Annotated in this window: 15 protein-coding genes and 2 pseudogenes; 10 read left to right on the top strand and 7 right to left on the bottom strand. The window is 55.8% G+C overall.

Annotated elements, in window-relative coordinates; translation table 11 throughout:
* Positions 1-544: 544 nt before the first annotated feature.
* The 3 genes from ASE36_RS21225 to ASE36_RS21235 all read right to left on the bottom strand — a co-directional run bounded on the left by ASE36_RS21225 (position 545) and on the right by ASE36_RS21235 (position 4,070).
* Complete coding sequence (locus ASE36_RS21225; RefSeq protein ID WP_082511294.1) at positions 545-2,512, bottom strand: pyridoxamine 5'-phosphate oxidase family protein; 1,968 nt, start codon at positions 2,510-2,512, stop codon at positions 545-547.
* Positions 2,513-2,646: 134 nt separating this feature from the next.
* Positions 2,647-3,258 (bottom strand): glutathione S-transferase family protein, encoded by a 612-nt coding sequence (locus ASE36_RS21230; protein ID WP_062284871.1) that lies wholly within the window; start codon positions 3,256-3,258, stop codon positions 2,647-2,649.
* 563 nt (positions 3,259-3,821) lie between these two features.
* Positions 3,822-4,070 carry a hypothetical protein gene (locus ASE36_RS21235; protein ID WP_062284873.1) on the bottom strand — a complete coding sequence of 83 codons (249 nt, stop codon included), beginning with the start codon at positions 4,068-4,070 and terminating at the stop codon, positions 3,822-3,824.
* Between the two features lie 1,088 nt (positions 4,071-5,158).
* On the opposite strand from ASE36_RS21235, the gene ASE36_RS21240 reads away from it, so the two are divergent.
* On the top strand, positions 5,159-5,347 hold the full coding sequence (locus ASE36_RS21240; RefSeq protein ID WP_062284876.1) for a hypothetical protein: 189 nt from the start codon (positions 5,159-5,161) through the stop codon (positions 5,345-5,347).
* Between the two features lie 342 nt (positions 5,348-5,689).
* Here ASE36_RS21240 and ASE36_RS21245 read toward each other — a convergent pair whose 3' ends face one another.
* Complete coding sequence (locus tag ASE36_RS21245) at positions 5,690-6,295, bottom strand: RES family NAD+ phosphorylase (protein ID WP_062284878.1); 606 nt, start codon at positions 6,293-6,295, stop codon at positions 5,690-5,692.
* A 14-nt stretch (positions 6,296-6,309) separates the two neighbouring features.
* Positions 6,310-6,978, bottom strand: a complete 669-nt coding sequence (locus ASE36_RS21250) for a hypothetical protein (RefSeq protein WP_062284881.1) — start codon at positions 6,976-6,978, stop codon at positions 6,310-6,312.
* 327 nt (positions 6,979-7,305) lie between these two features.
* Here ASE36_RS21250 and ASE36_RS21255 point away from each other — a divergent pair, with 327 nt between their 5' ends.
* The 9 genes from ASE36_RS21255 to ASE36_RS21290 all read left to right on the top strand — a co-directional run bounded on the left by ASE36_RS21255 (position 7,306) and on the right by ASE36_RS21290 (position 15,914).
* On the top strand, positions 7,306-7,842 hold the full coding sequence (locus ASE36_RS21255) for a dihydrofolate reductase family protein (RefSeq protein WP_062284883.1): 537 nt from the start codon (positions 7,306-7,308) through the stop codon (positions 7,840-7,842).
* A 59-nt stretch (positions 7,843-7,901) separates the two neighbouring features.
* Positions 7,902-8,426, top strand: a complete 525-nt coding sequence (locus ASE36_RS21260) for a TetR/AcrR family transcriptional regulator (RefSeq protein ID WP_244474823.1) — start codon at positions 7,902-7,904, stop codon at positions 8,424-8,426.
* Between the two features lie 68 nt (positions 8,427-8,494).
* Positions 8,495-9,463 carry a helix-turn-helix domain-containing protein gene (locus ASE36_RS21265; protein ID WP_062284888.1) on the top strand — a complete coding sequence of 323 codons (969 nt, stop codon included), beginning with the start codon at positions 8,495-8,497 and terminating at the stop codon, positions 9,461-9,463.
* Positions 9,464-9,674: 211 nt separating this feature from the next.
* Positions 9,675-11,819 (top strand): autotransporter domain-containing protein, encoded by a 2,145-nt coding sequence (locus tag ASE36_RS22395; RefSeq protein ID WP_082511296.1) that lies wholly within the window; start codon positions 9,675-9,677, stop codon positions 11,817-11,819.
* 135 nt (positions 11,820-11,954) lie between these two features.
* Positions 11,955-12,374, top strand: coding sequence for a hypothetical protein (locus ASE36_RS21275; protein ID WP_062284894.1), 420 nt, complete (start codon positions 11,955-11,957; stop codon positions 12,372-12,374).
* Positions 12,375-12,955: 581 nt separating this feature from the next.
* On the top strand, positions 12,956-13,552 hold the full coding sequence (locus ASE36_RS21280) for a histidine phosphatase family protein (RefSeq protein WP_062284896.1): 597 nt from the start codon (positions 12,956-12,958) through the stop codon (positions 13,550-13,552).
* Positions 13,553-13,620: 68 nt separating this feature from the next.
* A complete protein-coding gene (locus ASE36_RS21285; RefSeq protein WP_062284898.1) occupies positions 13,621-14,496 on the top strand; it encodes a serine hydrolase domain-containing protein in 876 nt (291 codons plus the stop codon).
* A gap of 281 nt (positions 14,497-14,777) precedes the next feature.
* Positions 14,778-15,443 carry an alpha/beta fold hydrolase gene (locus ASE36_RS23320; RefSeq protein WP_413813675.1) on the top strand — a complete coding sequence of 222 codons (666 nt, stop codon included), beginning with the start codon at positions 14,778-14,780 and terminating at the stop codon, positions 15,441-15,443.
* Positions 15,444-15,650: 207 nt separating this feature from the next.
* Positions 15,651-15,914, top strand: coding sequence for a TfoX/Sxy family protein (locus ASE36_RS21290; RefSeq protein WP_062284903.1), 264 nt, complete (start codon positions 15,651-15,653; stop codon positions 15,912-15,914).
* A gap of 373 nt (positions 15,915-16,287) precedes the next feature.
* Here the strand turns inward: ASE36_RS21290 and ASE36_RS23090 are convergent.
* Both ASE36_RS23090 and ASE36_RS22720 read right to left on the bottom strand, forming a co-directional pair.
* Positions 16,288-16,644, bottom strand: a pseudogene (locus ASE36_RS23090) (hypothetical protein); the annotation flags it as partial.
* A 1-nt stretch (position 16,645) separates the two neighbouring features.
* Positions 16,646-18,084 (bottom strand): annotated as a pseudogene (locus tag ASE36_RS22720) (hypothetical protein); the annotation flags it as partial.
* Positions 18,085-18,170 lie beyond the last annotated feature (86 nt).

Consider the following 18,170-nt stretch of genomic DNA (forward strand, 5'->3'; position numbering starts at 1 on the left):
AGGACCCTCCTGTTAGGAACTAGTAGTCTAACGTGAAAAATCAACGGAGCACGGGTCGGATTACTTCTAGTCCTTGAGCAATTAATCATGTTGAGACAGCAGTATGAATAAAAATGCGCTCCACATATTCTCGTTAAACATGAGTCGTGGAAGCAAAATTATGAATTATTTTCCGTCCGATTAAAGCGTGCTTAACTAAATTTAAATTCGGATCTTAGCGATATTTTTGCGTATTTTGAAGGGCTTTATAATAGATCGGCACGCGCGACGGAAGTCTGCAATTTTTCTTTTGGTACGGCGCAGCGCTTACCAAAATCCCTCGCACCTGGGTGATTTGACCCTGAACAATGAAACCTCACCGTGTGGTAGAGTCTTCGCTTTCAACGCGGAAAAATCTTCATCGCATTATCCAAGAATGCGATGCCATACTGCCAGTGCCTAACTAACGGCATATCACGTTAATTCGTCCGCAGGTGGGGTCTCAACTGGTACAGCCGGATGTCTCCCCAAGGGACCGTGGCGCAGCGCAGAAAGCTCATGAGCACTAAATGTAAAGCTGCAGCTCGTCTTGTGCTGGCACTGAGCAGCAGATAAGAACCTCTTGTTCATTTACCGCATAGCTTGGCTCGAACAGGTAACTCACACCACCCTTAATGACGTTGGCCCTGCATTCACCGCAGTTTCCAGCACGGCAACTGTAAGACGGAGAAAGCCCGCATTGCTCTGCCAGTTCGAGCAGCGTACCGCTCCCCGGCTCCCACCTGGCCTCCTTGGAAGACCGCGTGAAGACGACTTTGACCGGATCGGAAGCTGGAGCGCGAATAGCTCGTTTGGCGGTCTCGCTGCTGTCCTGATCGCGTTTCAGGGCCGATGGTCCGAATGCTTCTGCATGGATACGATCATCACTGATGTTCAGTCCACGAAGCCCGTCATACAACGACTGCATGAACGCAGGCGGACCACAAAGGTAAAAATCAAAGTCGCCGAATGGCAGACGCGCTTTCAGCAGGTCGATGTCGATGCGTCCCACAGCATCGTACTTTTCCTCATCCTGAGCCTGCGGTGCGCTCAAAACTCGGACTTCACGCACGCTACCTTCGCTTGAGCGAACCAACTCATCGATTTCCACATCGAAGGCGCGTTCGGACACCGTCCGCGAAGACCGGAAAAGCCAGATCGGCCGGCGATAGCGCGTGCGGGCACCTTCATTAACGACATGGTGCAGCATGGACAGCATCGGTGTGATGCCAATGCCGGCAGCTAGCAGCACAGCAGGGCGGCGAAGCTCCATTGCGTCGATAAAGAAGCCACCACCCGGCGCCATGGCCTCGATCTCGTCTCCGGGCTGCAGTCCATGCAGTAACTGCGAGCCCTTGCCGTCCCGCTTGACACTGAGCCGGTAGTCTTTGTCCGATGGCGCACTCGATATCGTATAGCTGCGCCGCACGAAGCTACCTTCGTCAGAAATCCGGATCGGAAGGTGCTGGCCAGCCTGGTGAGCAATCAGCGCCTTGCCATCTGCGGGTTCGAGATAAATCGACCGTATCGTCTCGCTTTCCGCGACAACCTTCTCGACCCGCAGCCGCCGCCAGGTCCTTGCTTTCCGCGCAGCCTCCCCACGCTGCTCAGCTTCCTTCCAGCTTCCGGTCGCCAGACTGTCGGGAGAGAATCCATTTTCGGCGAATGTCCAGCGCAGTGGCAGCGCGTCCGGCCGGAGGGCGATCTTTTCTGGAAAGACGCGCCACAACCGCTCCGCGCCCTGGAATGCCTCAATCTCCTCAGAATTCAGGATCACTTCGACTCTGCCGCTCACCTGCAGGATGTCCCCCGTATCGTGGTCGGTGAACAGCAACCCGGCGCGGGGATTGATTAGAAAGTTGCCAAGTGTGTTGAAGAACAGATTGCCGTTGAAGTCCGGAACAGTCAGTGCCCCATCCCCATCAATGCGGACGAATCCGGGACGACCGCCACGATGCGATACGTCCACCTGACGGCCCTGCCCGGTCCGGTCAACATAGGAAGCCACAAAGAATGTGTCGGCGCGGGAGATGATCCGGCACGCCTTGTCATTCAGCTCATTCGTAACGATAGCTGTGCCCGACGCCCTCAACGCCGGATCCCGAACGAATTCATGATATCGGCTCTGGATATAGCGCGGACAGTTGCCGAAACTCTGACCGACAGCGACCTCGAAGCGCCTCTCGTCCTGCCGACCAATCGTGCCGTTGAGGCGGTTCCGGCGCCGGGTAACTAGATCGACACCGACCAGACCGACTGAGTCTCTATCTTCCATCCCACTTTCCGCCGGATCAGCCCAGTCGCGTTCGGCTTCGACTGCTAGCGTTGAGGGATCGGGCGAAGTCAGAAAGCCTGGCCGGCCAGCCCGGACGGTCGCCCAGGGCAGGCCTTCAGGATCGACGGCGCCAATCACGACAAAAGGCAAAAGGGGAAAGAACTCGCGATGCTGATCGAGAAGGAAGTTCCGCAGCACTGTTCGACCGACTGCGTCCATATGATCGATGACACCTACGCTTCTTTGCAGCGCGAGTTCGCCCTCATGCCAAGGCGAAACATGACGTTCCAGACCTTCTGACAACTTAACCTCCTTGGAATTGGCGGCCGATCACGTCCGGCCAAACCTCGACATCAGGTCCTGAGGCCCGCGGCGCTCTTTGGAAATTCGACAAAACCGGGAAGCGCCTCAATGCGGGTCAGCCACTGCCGCACATCGGGATAAGGGGTGAGGTCCACATTGCCTTCCGGCGCGCCGACGATGTAGCTGTAGAGTGCGACGTCGGCGATTGTCGGCTTGTCACCGATGATAAACTGATGCCGCACGAGCTCCTGATTGATCAGCGTCAGAATGCGATGCGCGCGCGCAATGACCTCTTCAGCGCGAAAATCGGCACCGAACACGGTGATTAATCTCGCAGCACAAGGTCCATAAGCGATCTCTCCAGCCGCAACCGAAAGCCACTTCTGGACCCTCGCGACACTTTCCAGATCGTCCGGCAACCAATCCTTCCGGCCAAGCTTTGTCGCGAGATAGACAAGGATTGCGTTGGAATCATTGACGATGAACCCGTCATCTTCGAGCACCGGCACCTGACCGAACGGGTTGAGCTTCAGGTATTCAGGGGTCCGATGTGCGCCATTTGGAATGTCCACCTCGATAAGCTCAGCCTTCTGGCCAAGCAGCGAGAGGAAGAGGACGGCCCGATGGGCATGACCAGAGAGTGGCAGTTGGTAAAGCTTCATCTCAGTATTTCCTGGTTTCAACATTCGGCTCAAGCCGCAACAGCAACCTATCGACTTCCAGAAATTGCAATAAATGGAGTTTGTGGATGTCCTTGGCAACGGCATATTGCAGCCCGCACCTTAGGCGATACGCGTAAAGCTGTCCGATAGCGAGAAACAGGCATCTTCGCCAAGTAGGTATTTCAACGCTGGGAGTAACTATCGAGGTCGTCAAAGGACTATGATTTGAGCTTCAGTCGACCAGTTTTCCGCAATGGTACGAATTGAAGTTGGCAAATTCCATTGCCCATTTCGTCCCATCCGGGAGGTTGTTGAGATCGGCTTTCTGAGCCCTCAGTTGATTGACTTTCGCTTGGACGCAGATCTGCAAGGCCACAGCCTCGCTCAGGTTTCGTTTCAGGAGGTAATTTTGTCATGACTGTCGAGGCGATCAATGCCAGGATTGGTATAACTTGTGCAGATAGGGTCATTGTCTAGCTCCTTCTGGCAATGATGGCAGCCGCGTGGCTGCCATCATTGCTGCACTCAGCGTCTTGGGAGGCGCTTTCGCTGACATGGTTGGATTACGAGGCGTTTGACACGGTACGATTGACCAGGGTCACCGACTTGTCTTCATTGACTTTGTAGATCTCGCGAACGTCTCGTCCACTTCCGTCCGGGAAGGTATGGAAGAAGGTTGAACCGGCAGGAGCCTTCTCCAGTTGGACGTTGGCATTACCATAGGTGATCGAGCCAGGGATTGGCGCAACGGATGCAAAGGCTGCCGAACCGGTCATCAGGGAGATTAGAGCTGCGGAGATGATGGCTTTCATGGTTGTATTTCCTTCTGTTAGTCTGAGGTTGAGACGCGCCGGGTATTCTGCCGACGTCCACACATGACACGATGTCAAACGGCTGAATCTCAGCCGCTGCCAAACGGGGGCGGGCCGTTGGCATTTAAGTTTGAAAAAATTTTTTCGGGCGGCGTTTCCGATTTTTTCGAACGTAGGTATTTTTCCTAACTCGGAAAATGTAATCGGTTGAACGTAGGTATTAATATTGCATTCTTCGCGTCTGCATGCAGTTCCATTGATCAGTTATGAGCAATTCGGTTCTGCATGATCCAAATATACATCTACTAGACAAAGAGGCGTTGCCGATGGTGCGGTCACTGTACCAATCTTGCGGATTGCGTTTGGCGAGCCGCTGTTGATGAAGATCAGCTACACAGACCGAGGCTCATCTGGCTCAGGTTGTTTTAGAAGGAGTCTGCTATGTCTGGTTTCACGGCCTGCGTGCGCAGCGAATATTGTGGGATAATTTGAGAGCGACGTTTTCGCGAGTGCGGCTCTGGATGCATATGGGGTTGTTCAGCAACATCTAGCAACATTAAGCAGCACCGGCGCTCCGGAGTGATAAAGCCTTGCTGCGCTTCTGCGCTCTGGCGGACGGCAGGTCCGGTCATGCTGTAAGAAGGGGCTGCCTAATGAGTTTGCTGGAGAACGCTATGCCGCGACTTTACAGCCACATTAACCGCCCTAGGCCAGCATTGTGTATCATCAGCCGCACCTTGCACTCACGTCGGTGCGCTTAAGCCTTATGTAGAATTCGGTGTGACGTGGCGGCTCACTCGGCTCTGGATGCGAGGTGCTAAATAGGCCGGACATGGCCGTGTCCGATCCGAGTGTATCGTGGTGCGGTCTAAGCGCGCTTGGAACGGGTTGCCAGTTTGGTTTTCTGCCTGCAGTTTGCGCCGGAGCCGAAGCTCCGGCGCGGGCCAGCGCATGGGGCGGGGGAGGAGGGGCGGCGCTGGCCGTAGATGGTTGTGGTTCCATCTGCTAAACACTTTGGGCCATTCTGCGTATCTTCGCGTGCTCCTTTTTGCTGTTATATTGCTTGGCTTGCGGACGAAGAGTTCGCTGTGCTTTTGCCCGACGCCGACGCCGACGCCGACGCCGAGGTCGAGATCGCCCTTGCCCAAGCCATTAGAGTTGCGGTGTTGAACCTCGATGGCAGGATTTACAGATTTGAAGTCAGCGTGGTTCAGATCACGCACTCTGAAACTTATGGCTACAGCTACTCTGAACCGTTCCCGGTACCGGCCACTTGATCGCGGCCACAATCCTTACAGCCGGGTGCATTGAACGCAGCGTTAACAGGGGGCCACCCTAGCTAGAGTGTTCTGAAGCAATTTCCGCCGGACCATTCCATACCCCGTGGAGTGCACCCCGTGTAACGGTTGATTGGGGGGGCTTCGTCGCAGGGCCGCAAGCGAGCAAGTGGCCTTAGTCGGGTTCCATAATTCAACGTTACGCCGCACATGACCAAAATGAGTGAATTCAGGGGGTAAAAAATGCAGGTCAGAGGGTCTGATCTCTTCAGGACCGAAAACTAATGAATCGGTAGTAACCTAGCCTCACGTCGATCCGACCAAGTTGAAGCGCACGATACATCAGACGATTGCTATCGCGAAGTCGTTCAAGATTTGCGCCACCTCATCTCGAAAATTCAGGAGGGGTCCAGCAGCCGTTACCCTTAGTTTTGTAAGCGCGCGATCAAATAGGACGACATTGGTCTCGCCATTCAGGCGAGAGTCGTAGATGATGCCGTCGGGTCTATCGTCGTGAAGCCAGAGTGCTCTTGACCATTGTTGCCCGAGTTCGTGCGAAGCAGCGCGGGCAGCATCAGTTGGAACGCGCATCCGCAGCATACCGTCAGAGCGCAGGTCTACGAGCCGAACAGGTTCAATGGTCGCGACAGAGGCGCAGGCCACCTCCAGAAGCTCCTCCATGCCGATAGGGAAAGCGCCCTTTGATCCGATAGCACGCTCGCGCAAGACCGCTTCGGCGAAGCAAACCTTGATGCTGCTGCCGAAATAAACGACGCCGAAACGATCAGGAGGTGTCAGGGCAATTTCAGGATCACTAAAACGGCTCGATCCGAAGCCGTAGCCGAGGGGATTAGGATACCGGCTTTGGTATAGCCGGTACCACGATGCCGCAGAGGTCAGTTCAATAATCACCAGTTCGCGCGAACCAAAGTCGGTTGGCGGAAGCAAGTTCGATGAGATGCTCAGGAGAAATCACCTTTGCCAATTGAGCGTGCTGCTCCTACTGCATCTTCGATCATGCCGGCGCGCAGCATTTCGAGACCTGTTCGACCGCCAAGGCTGGCGCTTTTCTGCAAAAGGAACCGGTACACCGCCCAAGGGTGCCCGTTCAAAGCCTCAAACAGTTGCGCGAGGCCACCTAGCAGTTGGCCGTCATCTCCAATCTGCCACCTTGGAAACCGCACGCCTCGCTTCGCTCCCTCGAGCCCAAGAACCTCGTGACGCTTGCGCTTTTTGTTCACAGTCTCCCGTGTAGATCCGATCTCATCGGCGAACTCGTCTGCGGACAACATCTCGGGCCGCTTAAGGATCTCGGCGACACGCTCGCTTCCGCGCTGCTTTGCAGCCGCGAGGGCTATATCCAGCGCGTCCTTTTGTGGCGTGATTTCCTCGATCTCAATTTCGGGTTCTTCGTCCGAGGATCGAATGACATATGTCACCCGTACAGTGCCACCTGTGTTCCTGGCGCGCTTCACACCTTCGGAAACTCCAGAAAGCACTCGCGCAGCGGTCGCGCGGGCCGCTGCTTTCTTCTCGAAGAGTGGCTCCCATTTTCCAGCATATCCGGTAATTAGATTACCGCGACGCTCGGAGCGCTTGCGGGAACCACCTTTCTTATCGATCATGGCCATACGGCACCTCCGCATAGAATATGGAGTGTCTCGTCAAGTTCGTCAACTTCGTCAACGGTATTCGATCGAACTTGAATAACAGCCGCGATGGGGAGCGGACGCAGGCTATTGATTTATCTAATAATATACCGCGTAATGGGGTGCCTGCAAATATCCATCGGCGTCTCAACAGCTTAGGCTTGGCAGATTGGTGCCGCGGGTTCTAACCCTTTCAAGGCGGCATGGTTTGACCAGGCCTCCGTTTGGGACAGACTCCCTTGAAGACGCCCGTGACTGTTGACAGCAAGCCAACTCCATTATTATACAACGTATAATAATGGAGTTAAGATGATTACCGGACATGTGTTTATCGCGACGAGCCTAGATGGCTACATCGCACGCGAAAACGGCGACCTCGATTGGTTGCTGAAGTACAACGACGCCGGAGAGGATCATGGCTACAACGACTTCATAAACAGGATTGACGTCATCGTTATGGGGCGAGGAACTTATGAGTCAGTCCGGAAAATGGGGGAGTGGTTTTATACTCGACCAGTTCTCGTACTCTCAGCCAAGCTTTCCGCTCAGACGGTGCCTGCAGAACTCACGGGTAAGGTCCGTTTCTCCGACAAGTCGCCACGGGATGCAATGGCGATGTTAAGCTCAGAGGGATCAAGGCACGTGTACGTAGATGGGGGGCAGGTTATCCAATCCTTCCTTAAGTGCCGTATGATCAGTGACATGGTGATTACGACAGTCCCGATACTGCTTGGGGCAGGGCGGACACTGTTTGGGAAAGGCCAGCGTGATCTGGAACTTGTGCATAAAAACACAAGATCGTTTCCTTCTGGATTGGTCCAGTCCGCTTACGACATCATCAGATGACCTCCAGGGGAAGGGGACGGCCGCCAGCCGCAGGAAAGACGGTCTCACCGGGACAGATTTTGGCCGAAGCTCTGGCGATACTCGAGACGGACGGTCTAGAGGCTTTGACAATGCGTGCATTAGCGGGTCGTGCAGGCATTAATCCGATGACAATTTATCATCATTTCGATGATCGTGACGGGCTAATCCGAGCACTTGCCGAGCTGGCATATTCGGAGCTTGCCGCGCCTGAGACAGGCAATGCACTTGAGCGCGCACACAGCCTGATAAGGGCGTATTATGCTACAGTGGTGCGCTTCCCAGATTTGACTTTGGCGATCTTCGCTCGGTCATGCCTTTTCCCAGAGAGGGCGCGAAGAATCACCGACGAGATCAGAGATCTGCTGGCCGAACATGGTCTCTCGTCCCAAAAGTCTGTGCAATGGACGCATATCCTGGTCGACTACACGCACGGTGCAGCACTTGCGGCGGCCCCTCATTCAAAAACTGAATCTGGGCAACCTGCGACTGAAGCAGGTTTGACAGATTTTAACATTGGGCTTGCGGAGCTGTTCGAAACAATCCGTCGCGCATCCATTGCCTAGAGATCCTGAGCAGTAATTGGCAATCGCAACGCGCAACTAGATAACATCAGCTATTGGAAGCGAGACACATGGATGAAACATCCTGGTTAGCAGAGGCCGTTTCAAAAACGGAAGAGCAGGCTTTTGACCACAGGGGTCGCGTCCAGTTTCACGAGGGTCCGTTGGTAGGCTTCCTCGAGCGCACGATCGTGCGCCCGGGTATTGCGTTGTACCGAGTAGAGGGCGTCTCTGATCATGCCTGGAAGCTGAAGGCCCAAGGAGAGGTGCCGGCCGGCAATCTGGTAGTCGGTGCGATAATAAACGGTGCCGGCACCATCGATGCTGACGGCAACGAGCGTCAAGCTTGGCGTGGTTCTGGAAGGTCCTATGTGGTGAGCCTCGCCGAGCGCGATATCACCTACCATCTTGAGGCGGGCGAGCCTTGGCGCGCCGTGACACTGTTGATGGAGCCTGAAGCACTTGAAACATTAGCGGTTCAAAACGGCGCATTGCCACCCTCGGCGCGCGCGGTTCTGGACGATGGTAAGCTGCCGATTTCTAGTCTGTTCGAACACAATCGTGCCGTGATGCGTACTGCACACGACATCCTTCTGTCGCCATATTACGGAACGATGGAGACGCTTTGGCGCGAGAGCAAGGCCATGGAGCTCCTGGCACATCAGTTCGATCATCTGAACTCCAGCAGTAGCTGTCCCCAATCGCTCAATACTCGCGAACTTGCCCGAGTCAAGGAAGCGTACGATCTGCTGGTCGCCGATCTGCGTGATCCGCCCGGGTTGGACGCTCTGGCCGCTCTAGTGAAGGTCGCTCCCCGACGGCTCAACCAGGGTTTCCGTGAGATATATGGCATGACGGTATTTGAAGCTTTGCTTGAAGCCCGCATGAAAGCCGCACATGCTTTGATACTCGAGCGCCGGGATATGCCACTCAAGCATCTAGCCTGGTTAGTGGGATACAAGCAGCTTTCCAACTTCATCAACGCCTATAAGCGTCGTTTTGGTATGGCGCCCGGACAACTGCGGCGGGCCAGTAGGTAGAACGACGTCTCTGTTCATATGCTTTTGGGCCGCGCCTGCAGGCAACTGCGGGGCGCCTTCACGCCTGCCGCGAATATTTACCATCCGGAAAAAGTTATGCCGCCCAGCAAAAACTTATGCGGGCGTGCTCTCCGTGTTGATCCCGCCAACGACACAGGGGCATTGGAGCGCAAGACCTAGAGGTCATCAAACTGCGTTCGGAGATTGAAGCATGACAGCGAAGCGGGCGCCTGCAACGGGGCTGAGAAATTCGGCAGGAGTCCGACTGAACCTGATTGCTTTGGCAGCATCCACAGCATTAATTATGCCGTCACAGGCAAGAGGTGAGTTTCGTGATCTGGCTAATTTCGCTCCAGGAGCTCTCTGGTATGCCGGGCTTGGTGTCAGCGGCGATGGCAACTACGTGGTTGGCGAAGGAATTGATGGTGACGGCGTCGGGCGCGGCTTTTTCTATGACGTTCGAAGCGGAGCCGGACAGGATATCGGGTTGTTTGTGGCAGGGCAGCCCACAATAGCAACTGACGTGTCAAATACGGGGGTCGTGGCAGGAACCGGGAATATCGCGTTCTTGACGTCGAGAGCAGTTATTTGGACGCGCAATTCCGGTTTCGTAGATCTTGGTACGCTAGAAGGAGCAGCTGTTGGAGAGAGTTTCGCCAATGCAATTTCCGATGATGGTAATCGCGTTGTAGGCGGATCCACCATGCAAGGTGGCAATCCTTTTTCTAACGGATTCCTTTGGATCCGGGGTGCGACAGGCGGTGTGTCAGGCAACGGCCAGATGTACCACCTCCAGGCGTTGCCCGGCGGAGATGGCTACTCCAGTGGCGAGGACATCAGCGGGGACGGGCGATACGCCGCGGGTACAAGCGCCACTGTTGGCATTGGAGCTCGTCGCGCCGTGCGCTGGAACCTGACAAATATTTTTGGAACAGGGACGGCCACGGTAGAGGATCTCGGTACGCTTGGTGGCGGATTTTCAGATGCACTAGCCATCAACACAGATGGAAAAGTTGTGGTCGGATGGTCGACGACTGGAGGGGAAGGCGTATTCCACGCGTTTCGGTGGGAAGAGGGAGGAGTATTTGGAGTTGCCGGAAACCCGCAAATGGAGGACCTCGGTACGCTGGGCGGTGGGTTTAGTAAGGCCTTGGCGGTCAGTGGTGATGGGGCGATCGTCGTTGGTAGCTCAGATGACAACGCCAATCAATCGCGTGCTTTCCGCTGGACGCGCGAGACAGGCATGCTTTCGCTTTCAGATTGGCTCGCACAAAACGATATCGTTGTGGGTGATGTCGCTCTTATCGAGGCCACCAGCGTATCAAACAATGGCGATGTCATCGTTGGGCGCATGAATGACCCGGATAACGCCGACGGTGATACGCCATTCATCGCTCGGACCGGTGCGCGCGGCTCCGGCCTTATGAATGTCAGTGAATACAATTCCACACTGTATGACGCGGGCTATGTTGGCTGGGCAGGTGGCGATGTGTTCAGGGTTCCGCTGAACGGATCGCATCATCGTGTGTTGAAGGACTTCTCAGCACTACCGAACGGGACCTGTGGTTGGCTCAATGGTGACATTGCACGATTTGATGATGGTCGCGAAACGGGTGTGGCGCTTGCGGAAGTCGGAGTTTGCGGTGATCTCGCAGATGATACGCTTAGGGTCGGCCTTGGTGGCGGCCTCATAGAATCCAGTCAAGATATGACGAGTAACGGAAGCGCACAGCACAACGGCCGCTATCTGGTTGGAGAGCTGAACTGGCGCCCGGAAGCCATGCCCGTGATACTTTCGGTCACCGGTCTCTATGGAGCCTCGGATGTCGAAATTCGCCGCGCATATTCGAACGGTGCCGCAATGGCCTATTCGGATGCTGACACGGACCTCGTCTCCGGCACATTGCGTATACGCGCCGATTGGCAGGATGCTTTCCGCTTTCACTCCAGCAGCTTCAGCCCCTATCTCTCCTATGCAGTGTCACGCACTTCTATCGACGACTACACTGAGACCGGAGGAAGTTTCCCGGCGACCTTTGATAAGCAGGTGGTTGGCAGCGGCGAGGTGCGGTTAGGTCTTGCGTCCCGCACCGAGCTGAACTCTGCAGTTGCCGTTCGCAACACGCTGGAACTGGTTCATGGCTCTGGTGATGCGCCACATGCCAAGGGGCAGGTTGTAGGGCTTCAAAGCTTTTCCTTCGGTGGAGGTTCCTACGCGGAAACCTGGCTGAGGGTGGGCGCGGATCTGGATGTAAAGCTTGCCGACCGTGCACTGTTATCGCTGTCCATGCATGCCGCAACAGAGGGTCTCGACGCACAGATTTCTGGTGCTGCAAGGTTTCAAATCGTGTTCTGACCGGCCCCGGACTGTCGATCGGGTGCCCTCAACCGTGCACCCATCAGCAACGCGGATCTGTCTCTGACCGTCACCCGTCCCAAGATTTCAACATCGAAAACGCGGCTGAAGCCCGCGAACTTCCGGGAGAAATTTATGAAGCGTTACATTCCCTTGGTCCTGGTTCTTGCTCTCAGCGGCTGCAGCCAGACAACACCAGCAGGGCAGTCTACGACCACCGCCGATCAGAGATTGAAGGCTAAGGCAAACACTGGAACGACTGCATCCAGCGCCAAGGCAAAGACTGGTGGCGACCCGAGGGTGGCATGTGCCGAGGCGATGAAGAAGCAGAGGGACCAAGCCATGTTAGGTAGTGCGCTGGGAATGGCTGGTGGCGTGGTCGGCTTCGGCGGTCGCGGCGGGGCCATCGCTTCCCAAGTCGCCTCGACAGCGGGTTCCCTGGTTGCCGAGCAGACCAGACAGCAAGCGCAGACTGCAATCCAGCGTGATTGCTATTCTCAGGTGTTCCCGCTGATGAAGAAATCTGGTGAGGCGAGAAGCTTTATGAGGCTCTAGGGCATGAAACAACAATTTGTCGTCCGAGGCGGAAGATGGGGAGACCGTGAACGCCCCGACCGTCACTTTCCTGAACCGCTCGGACGGCAAAGGTGGAGCGGCGGATGCGAGGCGGACCTCCCAACGCCCGGCGGGCCCCGCCGCTCCACACTTCTCCTCGAACTAGGAGGCGTTGGTGGCCGCAGCCCGGCGTGAGCAGCGTTCCAAGACGCGCATGGTGTGATGGAAACTTATGTTAAGTTGAAGCGCAACACACCAGATATGACCTTGCTGCCAGAAATGGACTGGAGAACTTCTAGTCCAGGTACAGAGGCGGAAGCCCACGCGCCCGTGTACGCCGGTATCCCCTACCGATCGCATCAGGGTCATAGAAGCAAGCGAGGACAAATTTCGGTTCCAAGCCCATTCCCCAATATGTGGCAGTTAGATTCGATGTTGTTCTCGCTTGCTTCAGCACATTTAAAGTGGCGGCGCTTTCTGGCGGAATCTGAAACGAATTTCGCCGCTCATTAACACGGATCCTTTGCGCGAGTCCCCCTCAACTCGCAGCTAGCGGATCACGGCCTTTAGGTATTGGACAAATGACCATCATCTATTTTGTAACGCACCCCGAAGTTGTCATTGACCCTGACGTTCCCGTACCTGACTGGAGCCTGTCAGACCGCGGATGGGCCCGGATAAGATCATTCTGTGCCCGTCCGGAACTCTTGAGTGTTACGGACGTGTTCACGAGCACTGAGAGGAAAGCGCGCGATTGCGCCGAAGCTTTGAAAACTGAGCGTGGATTAGCATTCAAGATCGATGCCCGGCTTGATGAAAACAACCGTTCATCGACAGGGTATGTGTCACCACCCCGCTTTTGGGAAATTGTTAAACTGTTCTTCGAGGACCCTCACCAGAGCATTCTTGGTTGGGAGCGGGCGATCGATGCGCAGATCCGGATCAAGCAGGCCGTCGAGAGTTGCCTTTCGAACCGCCAAAAGAGCGGAGACATATGCATTTTCTCTCACGGGGGTGTCGGCACACTCCTTCTTTGCGACCTCATAAACGAACCCATATCGATGGCGAGGGGGCAGCCCATCCCTGGTGGAGGGTGCTATTTTTCCTTCGAAGCAGAAAGCAGAAGGCTAGTTCACGGATGGCAGGACATCACGCAGTCTGGCTTCGCAGAAAGATAGCGCGAGATGGCGTGTCGACGCTAACACGGCAAACTGGATCGTCTTTAGGAGGCCGATGGGTGGGTGAAATGATTGATGCGACAGCCTTTGTTGATGCCGACGGTTCCGTCGTTAGCACGGGAGCCGCTGGCCCTATTCCTTGGTGGAGCTTTACAAAGACTGCTTTGGCGATCGCAGTTGTTCGCCTCTGGGAATTGGGCAAGCTCGACCTTGATGGGGCAGTTCAGGGAAAGTCGTACACATATGCTCAGCTGCTGCGCCACGAGGCAGGCTTGCCTGACTATGGCTCTCTGCGTGAGTATCATGACGACGTGAAGGCGGGAGCGATACCTTGGCCTGTTGATGTGCTTCATTCAAAGCTCTCCGTGGACCAACTCCGGTATGAGCCGGGGACTGATTGGTCCTATTCGAACGTAGGCTACCATGAAGTGGCTCAATTGATTCAGCAGGCGTCGGATTTGCCTCTTGCTGACGCACTCTCGATGCTTGTTCTTTCTCCCGCAGGTCTGACCACAACAAGACTAGCCCTGACCCCGACCGACTTGGAGGCAGTCGAGATGGGGTGTGTTGCAGACTATCATCCCGGCTGGGTCTACCATGGCCTGCTTGTTGGCAGCATAATCGATGCGGCTTCCCTGCTTTATCGTCTCCTTGATGAAAGCGTATTTGGTCCACGTCTTCTTTCACGAATGCTCGAATTAAGATCCCTACCTCAGTTTCGATCTGAACTGCATAGGGATCCGGCTTACGGGCTTGGGCTGATGCTCACGGCTACCAACCCACAGGTTCATCCGATCGGCCACAGTGGGGCGGGGCCTGGGAGCCAGATCGCAGTCTACGGCCAGAACGGGCAGGCCTGCGCCGTTTGGGCGCCCACAACTTCAAAAATTGTCCCTGAAGCTGTCGTGTTCCGGCGTTTGAGCGGTGCCCATCATGAAATCTAGCTTCTTTGGTTATGGTAGCGTCCTGATTTTCTTACTGGCACTTTGTTCGAAAGCTGTGCAGTCTCGGGCTCGCGCCTTGCTACGATCTGAGAATAGGCAAGGGCGATGAGACCGATACCAGAGAAGGTTGATTTCCCCGCAAAGGGAGCTCGACTGACAGGCTATTACTATCCCGCACAAAGCAGGGTACGAGCCAACCTCGTGCTCCACGGCGCAACAGGTGTGCCTCAGCAGTTTTACCGCATTTTGCCACGTGGGCGGCAGAAAATGGCATCGGACTTTTGACATACGACTACCGTGATTTCGGGGAGTCGCGGGTCCAACACCCTCGACAAAGTACCGCAACCTTCTCTGATTGGGCAGTGTTAGATCAAGACGCAGCGCAAGTCTTCCTCTCGGAATTGTGTCCGAAAGGTCCACTCTGGGTTCTTGGCCATTCCCTGGGTGGTTTGGGCGTCCCATTTCACAACTACAATTCTCGCACTGCACGCATCATCACCGTTGGAGCTGGGATGGTTCACTATAGGGACCACCCGTGGAGCTACCTGCCAGCGGTGGTCGCGTTTTGGTCCATTCTGGGGCCCTTGGCTACGTGGATAGCGGGTTACCTGCCGGGCAAAAAGCTGATGCTCGGGGCTGATCTTCCCGCCGGGGTTTATTGGCAGTGGCGACGCTGGTGCACCCGCCGCGACTTCTTCAACGGTGATATTGGCGCCAGCCTCCCAGCTGCAAACTACGCCATCGATGGACCAAGGCTTCGCATCGTAGTAGCGAACGATGACGTTGTATGTCCCCCTGCGGCCGTTCGACGCTACGCTGCAGCAGTCCCCTCCAACTCGGCAGAATACGCGGAATACGTTCCTGCAGACTATGGACTTGCAAGTTTGAAGCACATCGACTTTTTTAGAAGTGGCAATCACCCTGTTTGGTCTCATCTCTTGGACTAGGCTCGATACCAACACGATGCACTGGTGCCGGTTTGATGGGCACCGAGCTAAGGTGTTTCCAATAGGGCGGGACCGCGGGCGTAAAGCTTAGTGTGTCTCCGCGTGAATCGGATTGACTATCTTATCGTGTGATAGAATCCTGGCCTGAGAACCTGGTCCATCGAATTTGGACAATCTCATCCGCCTTGAACTAGCCGAGACCCGACGATGAGCATTCGCATCGAGAGCATGAAAAATCTTGGGCCGGCCACGGCGCGGATGCTTGGGGAAGTCGATATTGTCTCTGAAGACGATCTCCGCACCGTCGGAGCAGTCGCAGCCTATCGCCGCCTGAAGTTTCGGTTCGGACGGCATGTGACGGTCGTCGCACTCTATGCGATGGAGGCGGCAATCCGCGGTTGTGATTGGCGGAAGCTTGATAGCGACATCAAGGATCATCTGTTTCGGCAGGCATGCCATGACATGCAGTAATTTACCTGTGAGGCAAATCAACGAGTGCAGAAACTCGCGAGTGGATTTCAAGAGCTGGCTGCCAGAATGAGGTGCAACCGGCAGACATTTCGTTCTATTCGTCTCGGGTCTCGCGTTAGCCTACAAAATCATCCTTTTGTCTGTCCCACTATCTACACGGCCTCGGGTCGTCGGTTCGAGTCCCATCAAGGCGGAGACGACAGGCAGTGCCCTAGACGGACGTGGACATTTTGCGCGCATGCCTGCAATCGGCTGAGCGACGCATCCGCCCCTCTACGCTGCCTCCCATACCTGGTTGAGGATCCGCGCCGCCAATGCTGCTTTGTCCTGCGGCAGAAAGCGCCCNAATCGGCTGAGCGACGCATCCGCCCCTCTACGCTGCCTCCCATACCTGGTTGAGGATCCGCGCCGCCAATGCTGCTTTGTCCTGCGGCAGAAAGCGCCCGTAGTGCTGCTGCACGACGTCAGGCGTGTCCTGGATGGCATAACTTGCCTGCTCATAGGATCCTGTCTGCTTTAGGATGTGTGTGGCGAGCACGTCTCGGACGTTGTGGGGGCCATGCGGTAACAGACCCTTAATCGCGCCGCGGCCGGTATATGGATTGTAGATGCCGTAGCGTTGAATCGCCAATCGCCAAGCCTCGTAAAATGTTGTCTGATTATACGCTGCATCGATGCTGGTCGTTTTGACGGTTTTTACGAAAAGCGTGCCCGGATCGGGTGCGCGCCCNCGCCAAGCCTCGTAAAATGTTGTCTGATTATACGCTGCATCGATGCTGGTCGTTTTGACGGTTTTTACGAAAAGCGTGCCCGGATCGGGTGCGCGCCCCAGCAGGACCTTCCTATGCCGCTCGATATAGGCATTGAGATAGGTGTAGAGATCAAGAAGATCCGGCAGCACCAACCGAAACGGCTTCTGCCCGAAAAAAGATGAGCCCGAGTTCTTGAACGCGTTGGACGGGATGAAGACCTCCCAACCACGCTCCCGTTCGTTCCATCGCAGTTCGCCACGCTTCATGTCTTCGAGCCGGCGTTCTGCCGTCGGGAATTGTCCGAGCGGGCAGACCAGCAACTGCCGAAGGTTTTTCTGCCTGAGGCCAAGATGTAAACCAAGCCTTAGCATCAGGAACGAACGGACGGCCTCAGCGGCTGCTCTCGGGTACCGGTGCTCATCGGGCATTCGCTTCAAGATCTCCTCGGTGATCTTGCGATACTCAGCGAGCGGGCTATCTGCCTCCAGTACGCACATGATAGGCTCGAACGGATCGCGGTGGACCCGCATCACGCGCTGGATTTCTTTTGATCGGTTGGCTGCATGGCGATGGAAGTCCTCGCACGCACCGTGCCAATCCTGACGAGCAGCTGCAATCTCGTTTGTGGTGATCAGCCCGTCGATCGGCTTCACGTTGCGCAACAGTTCGGGATGTTGGCGGATCCAGCCGACTTCAGCCCGCGTGAGGGCCATAGCCACCATCAGCATATCTTCCTCCCATTTGGTGAAGAAGCCGCGACGGCGCTCCCGCCATTGCAAATACCAGTCCCACACTCCGGGGAAGATCAGGAGACCGAAGGTGAGTTGGCTGAGCGGCACTCCTCGACCTTTGACAACCCCGTTCGGGGATGCCGCAAGTGCCCCAAACATCAGGCCGAGGTGTTCGATCTTCTGGCTGGCTGTCTCCTCATTCCAGACGCCATTCCTGCGGTAGCCTATCTCGGTTAGTGTCGACGTCTTGAAGCGGATCAGGTCTGCCATCTCCATCGCAAGCCGAGGGGGTGCATCGATGACACCGGAGAGCAGATCTGGATCCTCCAGCCCCTCGGTCGTAGGTCCTTCGTCGTCCTCATCTCGCCGCCAGCTAGAAGCCGCCAGTCGAGGAGTGAGCGCACTCCCGCCATATGTCACCCCAGGGAACCGGATCGCGTAGCGCTGCTTCGTCGCCGCTGCCTGGAAACGTCTGTAGTCCGTCGACCCTGAGATGATGACGCGCCTGACCCATTCCAGGATCTCTTCGCGCTTGGAAAAAGGCAGGCTGCCGAAGTCGTCGGGAAGATGCCAGCCTAGCCGGCGCCGCTCCGCGGGACTGATATCTTCTAAATCGTGGCCATATAGCGATCTGGACTGATGGGGCAGTTTCGCTTTGAAGTAGCCGTTTGGCAGATCGTGTCCCACTGCGTGGTGTAGCTCCGGCGCTGGCCGTGCCTTCCGGACAAAGCCGGGAATTGATCAGCTTGCGGCTGGCAGGCTGATAAGTGGAT

The sequence above is a fragment of the Rhizobium sp. Root274 genome (genome assembly GCF_001429245.1).
In the GTDB taxonomy this organism is placed as follows: domain Bacteria; phylum Pseudomonadota; class Alphaproteobacteria; order Rhizobiales; family Rhizobiaceae; genus Allorhizobium.